Annotated in this window: 4 protein-coding genes; 3 read left to right on the top strand and 1 reads right to left on the bottom strand. The window is 58.4% G+C overall.

Annotated elements, in window-relative coordinates; translation table 11 throughout:
- Positions 1 to 446: alpha/beta fold hydrolase (locus AC1DYX_RS27860; protein ID WP_477264955.1), on the bottom strand; the 446-nt coding region annotated here is incomplete at its 3' end.
- A gap of 432 nt (positions 447 to 878) precedes the next feature.
- On the opposite strand from AC1DYX_RS27860, the gene AC1DYX_RS27865 reads away from it, so the two are divergent.
- The 3 genes from AC1DYX_RS27865 (at position 879) to AC1DYX_RS27875 (ending at position 4,719) form a co-directional block, all read left to right on the top strand.
- Complete coding sequence (locus tag AC1DYX_RS27865) at positions 879 to 1,811, top strand: IS5 family transposase (protein WP_477264957.1); 933 nt, start codon at positions 879 to 881, stop codon at positions 1,809 to 1,811.
- Positions 1,812 to 1,978: 167 nt separating this feature from the next.
- Positions 1,979 to 3,787 (top strand): erythromycin esterase family protein, encoded by a 1,809-nt coding sequence (locus tag AC1DYX_RS27870; RefSeq protein WP_477264959.1) that lies wholly within the window; start codon positions 1,979 to 1,981, stop codon positions 3,785 to 3,787.
- On the top strand, positions 3,787 to 4,719 hold the full coding sequence (locus AC1DYX_RS27875; protein WP_477264960.1) for a DUF6625 family protein: 933 nt from the start codon (positions 3,787 to 3,789) through the stop codon (positions 4,717 to 4,719). Before AC1DYX_RS27870 ends, AC1DYX_RS27875 begins: the two co-directional genes overlap by 1 nt.
- Positions 4,720 to 4,880 lie beyond the last annotated feature (161 nt).

The raw sequence follows: 4,880 nt of genomic DNA on the forward strand, positions 1-4,880 counted from the left end.
GTGTCGAGGTGCTCGGACAGCAGTTTATGGACGACGTAGTGCGGATCGCTGGGCGCGGCGATCGTCGCGACGGCCTTCGCCTCCGGCACGCGATGGGCTGCCGCCAGCACGGCCGCGCCGCCCAGGCTGTGGCCGATCAGGAGCTTGGGCGCCGCGAATTTCTCGCGCAGGTAGTCGGCAGCCGCGACGAGGTCTTCGACGTTCGAGGAAAAATTGGTGTCGGCAAAATCACCATGGCTGGACCCGAGCCCGGCAAAGTCGAAACGCAGCACGGCCACGCCGAGGGCCGCGAGACCGCGCGCGATGTGCGTGGCGGCCAGCACGTCCTTGCTGCAGGTGAAGCAGTGGGCAAAGATGCCGTAGGCGCGCGGGGGGCCGGCGGGGGCCTCCAGCTTGGCGGAGAGTTTGCCGTGGGGGCCGGGGAAATCGATACGTTCGGTAAGCATGGGTGTTTCTGTGTTCGGGTTCGGGTGTGGGACTGAAGCGGTGGCGCTGTCATACGCATTGTGAGACAAGCTGGAAATGTTTGCTTGGAAGGCCGAAACGTCGCCGATGTCGGCAGGCCCGAAATCCCAATGTGCCTCTTGGCGTGCCACGGCAATTAGAAAGCCTATGATAATCCAGCGACAGCAATGCACCATTGATTCTCACCAATTATAAAACCTCCTTCTGGCACACCGACCGAATAGAAAATCACCGAATGTAACCTGTGAAAAATAATGTTTCACAAATTAAAAATCATTACTTTCCGCACAGAAAAACCCTCATAGAATCCCTGAAATACAAATATTTACATCGCCCGTTTTTGGGCGAATACGGATTTGTTGCACAAATCCGTCCCTGCAGCGGCCAAGCCGGGCCACGGGTAAACTGACAGGATGAGTGCACCAGCCAAACCCAAATACCGAACGACCAACTGGAAGGAATACAACGAAGCGTTGAGAGCGCGCGGCTTGCTGCTGGTTTGGCTGGACAAGGACATGTGCTGGCACGGCGGCGCGAGCGGCAAACGGGGCCGCAGCCCGAAATACAGCGAAGCGGCGATTCAGTTCTGCCTGACGATGAAGAGCCTGTTCAATCTGCCGTTGCGGCAAGCGATGGGCATGACGCAAAGCCTGCTTGGATTGGCCGRTCTGGACTGGCAGGTTCCCGACTTCAGCACCGTCAGCCGGCGCCAGAAGCATCTGGCGGTGACGATCGGGGCGCGTCCGACGACGACGGGATTGCATTTGCTGGTCGACAGCACCGGCATCAAGATGCTKGGCGAGGGCGAGTGGAAAACGAAGAAGCAYGGSGCCGACTATCGRCGTCAATGGCGCAAGGTTCACMTGGGCATTGACGCGGCCASGCTGGAAATCCGSGCCATCGAAGTGACCGACAACGGCACCGGCGACGCGCCGATGCTGCCGTGCCTGCTCGACCAGATCGGCRATGACGAACCCATCGCGAGCGTCAGTGGCGACGGCGCTTACGACACGAAGGGCTGCCATGAGGCCATCGCGCGGCGAGGCGCGGAAGCGGTCATTCCAACTCGCAGGAACGCCAAGCCATGGAAGGACCGTCGGCCGGGCGCCGAAGCTCGCAATGCCATCCTGGACGCCACGCGCCGCCTCGGACGGAAAATATGGAAGAAATGGACTGGCTATCATCGACGCAGCCTCGTCGAAACCAAGATGCGTTGCTTCAAGCTGCTCGGTGAGCGTGTCATGGCGCGTGACTTCGACCGCCAGGTCGCCGAGTTGCAGGTGCGCGCCGCCATCCTCAACCGCTTCACGCGGCTGGGCACGCCCAGGACGGTCGCCATGCCGTAATTCCGTATATGGGGTTTGGGGTATTACGCGCCCAGCTGATTTATGCAACAAAGCCATCCGACGCCGTACCCATATTTTCTCTGTCTGTACAGAAGTCGGGCTACGGGCGGAAACGGTTCGCCAATGCATCAAAATCGCAGCATTCCGGCTCTGCCCAGGAATATATAATGAAGATACTGAAGATACGACTGCTTTCCCTACTCTTGGCCATATCAACCTCCAGCGCACTGGCAGCCAGTCTTCCGGCCGTCGTCAATTTATCGTTCCAGCAGAGCGATGCCACGAGCGGCAAGCCGGCCGGGTGGAGCTTGGTCGGTGACGACGATGGCGTGCGTGTCGAATGCAAGGCCACTTGTTCCCTGCGCCTGCAAAATCGCAAAGGCGCCGGCCAGACTGTCGGCGCGGTTCAGCAGGTCGCCGCCGGCAGTGCCGCTGGACATCGGTTGATCCTGTCGGGACGCATCCGGACCGAGCATGCCGAAGGCGCCGCCTTCTTGATGGTCCGGGTAATTGGCAACAAGACCCAGATCAGCGAACAAATGAAGGGACCTGACGCACCCAGCGGCACCACCGATTGGCAGCATTTCGATGTCGTGGTCCCTGTCCCGGCCGACGCGGTCGGACTAATCATCGGCGCCGGGTTAGACGGTAAAGGCAGCGCGTGGATCGACAGCCTTGAACTGAAAGTCGACGAGTCGGTCACGGTGGCGGCCGCCATGCAGCAGTCGCCGCGCCCAGTTCCATCGCAACAACTGCTCGACGACGCAGCGCTGCGCATTCCGGAAGCGGACATGCCGTCCATCCCTCCCGCGTGGCGCAGCGACATATTGGCCCGCCGTCATCCGATTCGGTCATTGTTCAGCGACGACTTCAGCGACCTGCAATTCCTCAAGCCCCTGCTTAAAGGCAAGCGCATCGTCCAGTTGGGCGAGGCGTCACATGGCGTGGCGGAATCCAGCTGGGCAAAAACCAGGCTGATCAAGTTCCTGCACCAGGAAATGGGTTTCGATGTCGTCGCGTTCGAGAGTTCGTTCGACCAATGTTTTGAGGCCAACAAGGCGATAGGCACGCTAGCGCCGCACGACGTGATGAACCGGTGTGTGTTCGGGACATGGCGCACCAATGAAGTCAAGGGGTTGTTCAAGTACATGGCGGGGGTGCGCAAGAGCGCGAAGCCGCTGACGCTGGCCGGATTCGATATCCAGATCAGTGGGAGCGCCACGGACAAGACGCGGTTGCGCGGCATGCTCGCCATCGCGGACGCATCCTTGGCATCACGCCTGGATGCAAATGAAAAGGAAGTTGGTGCGAACACACTGCTGACGGCCGAGCGCAGCGCATCCATCCAGGCATTCTACGAGGACATCGCCAAGACACTCGGCGCGCGACGCGCGACGTTGCGCAAAAGTGGATATGCCCCGATGGATATCGACGCGGAAATCCAGGCTGCGCACGGCCGGGCATGGCTGGCGCGCCAGAATGCACATCTGGATGTCCCCAACGGCAAGGAGGGCAACACTGTTCGCGATGCGGGCATGGTCAATCAACTGAATCTCCTGCTCGATTCTCTGTACCCGGATCACAAGATCATCGTGTGGGCCCACAACATGCACATTGCCAATATGCCTGAGATTGGCGATAACGCGAGCATGGGCGAACTCCTGGCGCAACGCCGCCGGGCGGAAATGTACACGGTCGGGTTCTACATGGGACGCGGCATGGCCAACAACGGGGCACCAGAGCCGACTCCGATACCTCCTCCGCCTGTGAATACGGTCGAAGCCGTCCTTGCCAATGGCGGATTGAAATACGCTTTCGTCGACTTCTCGAAGGCGGCCCCCGGCCCATCGACCACCTGGTTCACTGCAGAGAACACGGTACGCGAGTTCGGTGTCTGGCCCAAGAAAATCGTCCCGGCACAATCGTTCGACGCGATCTTCTACATCGACACGGTGACGCCCTCCGAAAACTACTGATGAAAGCAGAAATGAAAAGCATTGCAATACTGATCGATTATTTCGGTTCCTGGCCCCAATGGTTCCCCGTGTTTTTATCCAGCTGCAAATTCAACAGCACGGTCAACTGGATTATCAGGACAGATTGCGACATACCCGAGGATGCTCCACCCAATGTAAGGCTTATAAGGATGGAGTATGGAGATTACATTCGCAATGTTTCTCGCGCCCTCGGGATCAATTTCAACCCATCCAGCAACTATAAAATATGCGACATCAAGCCGATGTACGCCGACATGTATTCCGATGACATCAAGGATTTCGACTACTTCGGGTTCGGCGATCTGGACGTCATCTATGGAGACATCAGGAAGTTTTATACCGAAGACATCCTTTCCCATGACGTGATCAGCACCCACGCCACCATGCTGTCCGGGCATCTGGCTCTGTTCAGGAATACCGAGGCGTTACGCAAGGCATATACGAACATCCCGCGCTGGAAGGAGTACATGGAAAATCCGGAATGCACCCGATTCGATGAGGATATCTTTTCGTGTCTTTTCGTTCCGCGAGACAATACCACCGCGGGTGACTTCCCGACAAACCTGTTACCGGGCCTGCGTGAATGTGATCGACTACCTGGCCTGAAAGTCTATTTCAAGGAGCAGTACACAACGGTTTTCCACCCGATGCATTGGCATGACGGGGTCGCGGAGCATCCCGACGTATGGTTCTGGAAGGATGGCATCGTGACCAATGACCGGAATGCGGGTCACCATTATCTTTACCTGCATTTGATGAACTTCCAGTCGATGAGATGGGCGAGTTCCGCTTGCAATGAACGACGTACCCCCTGGAAGAACAACCCGGATGTGCGGTTCACTCTGGCCGGCGAGGAAACGGATGGGGTACGAATAGATTGGACGGGGATCCAGGCGCTGAGCACTCCCTGAACAATGTCACGGGCTCCATTACTCCTCACCCGAACAAGCCGTGCAAAAACCAGCGCGGCCCGTTCTCATCGCTGCCGATGCGCTCCYGGTACACCCAATACAGCGTGTGATCCTGCCCTTCGGCGATGAAATAATCGCGCGTCTCCGGACCATCCCACCAG

The organism is Massilia sp. P2_C2 (assembly GCF_056404615.1).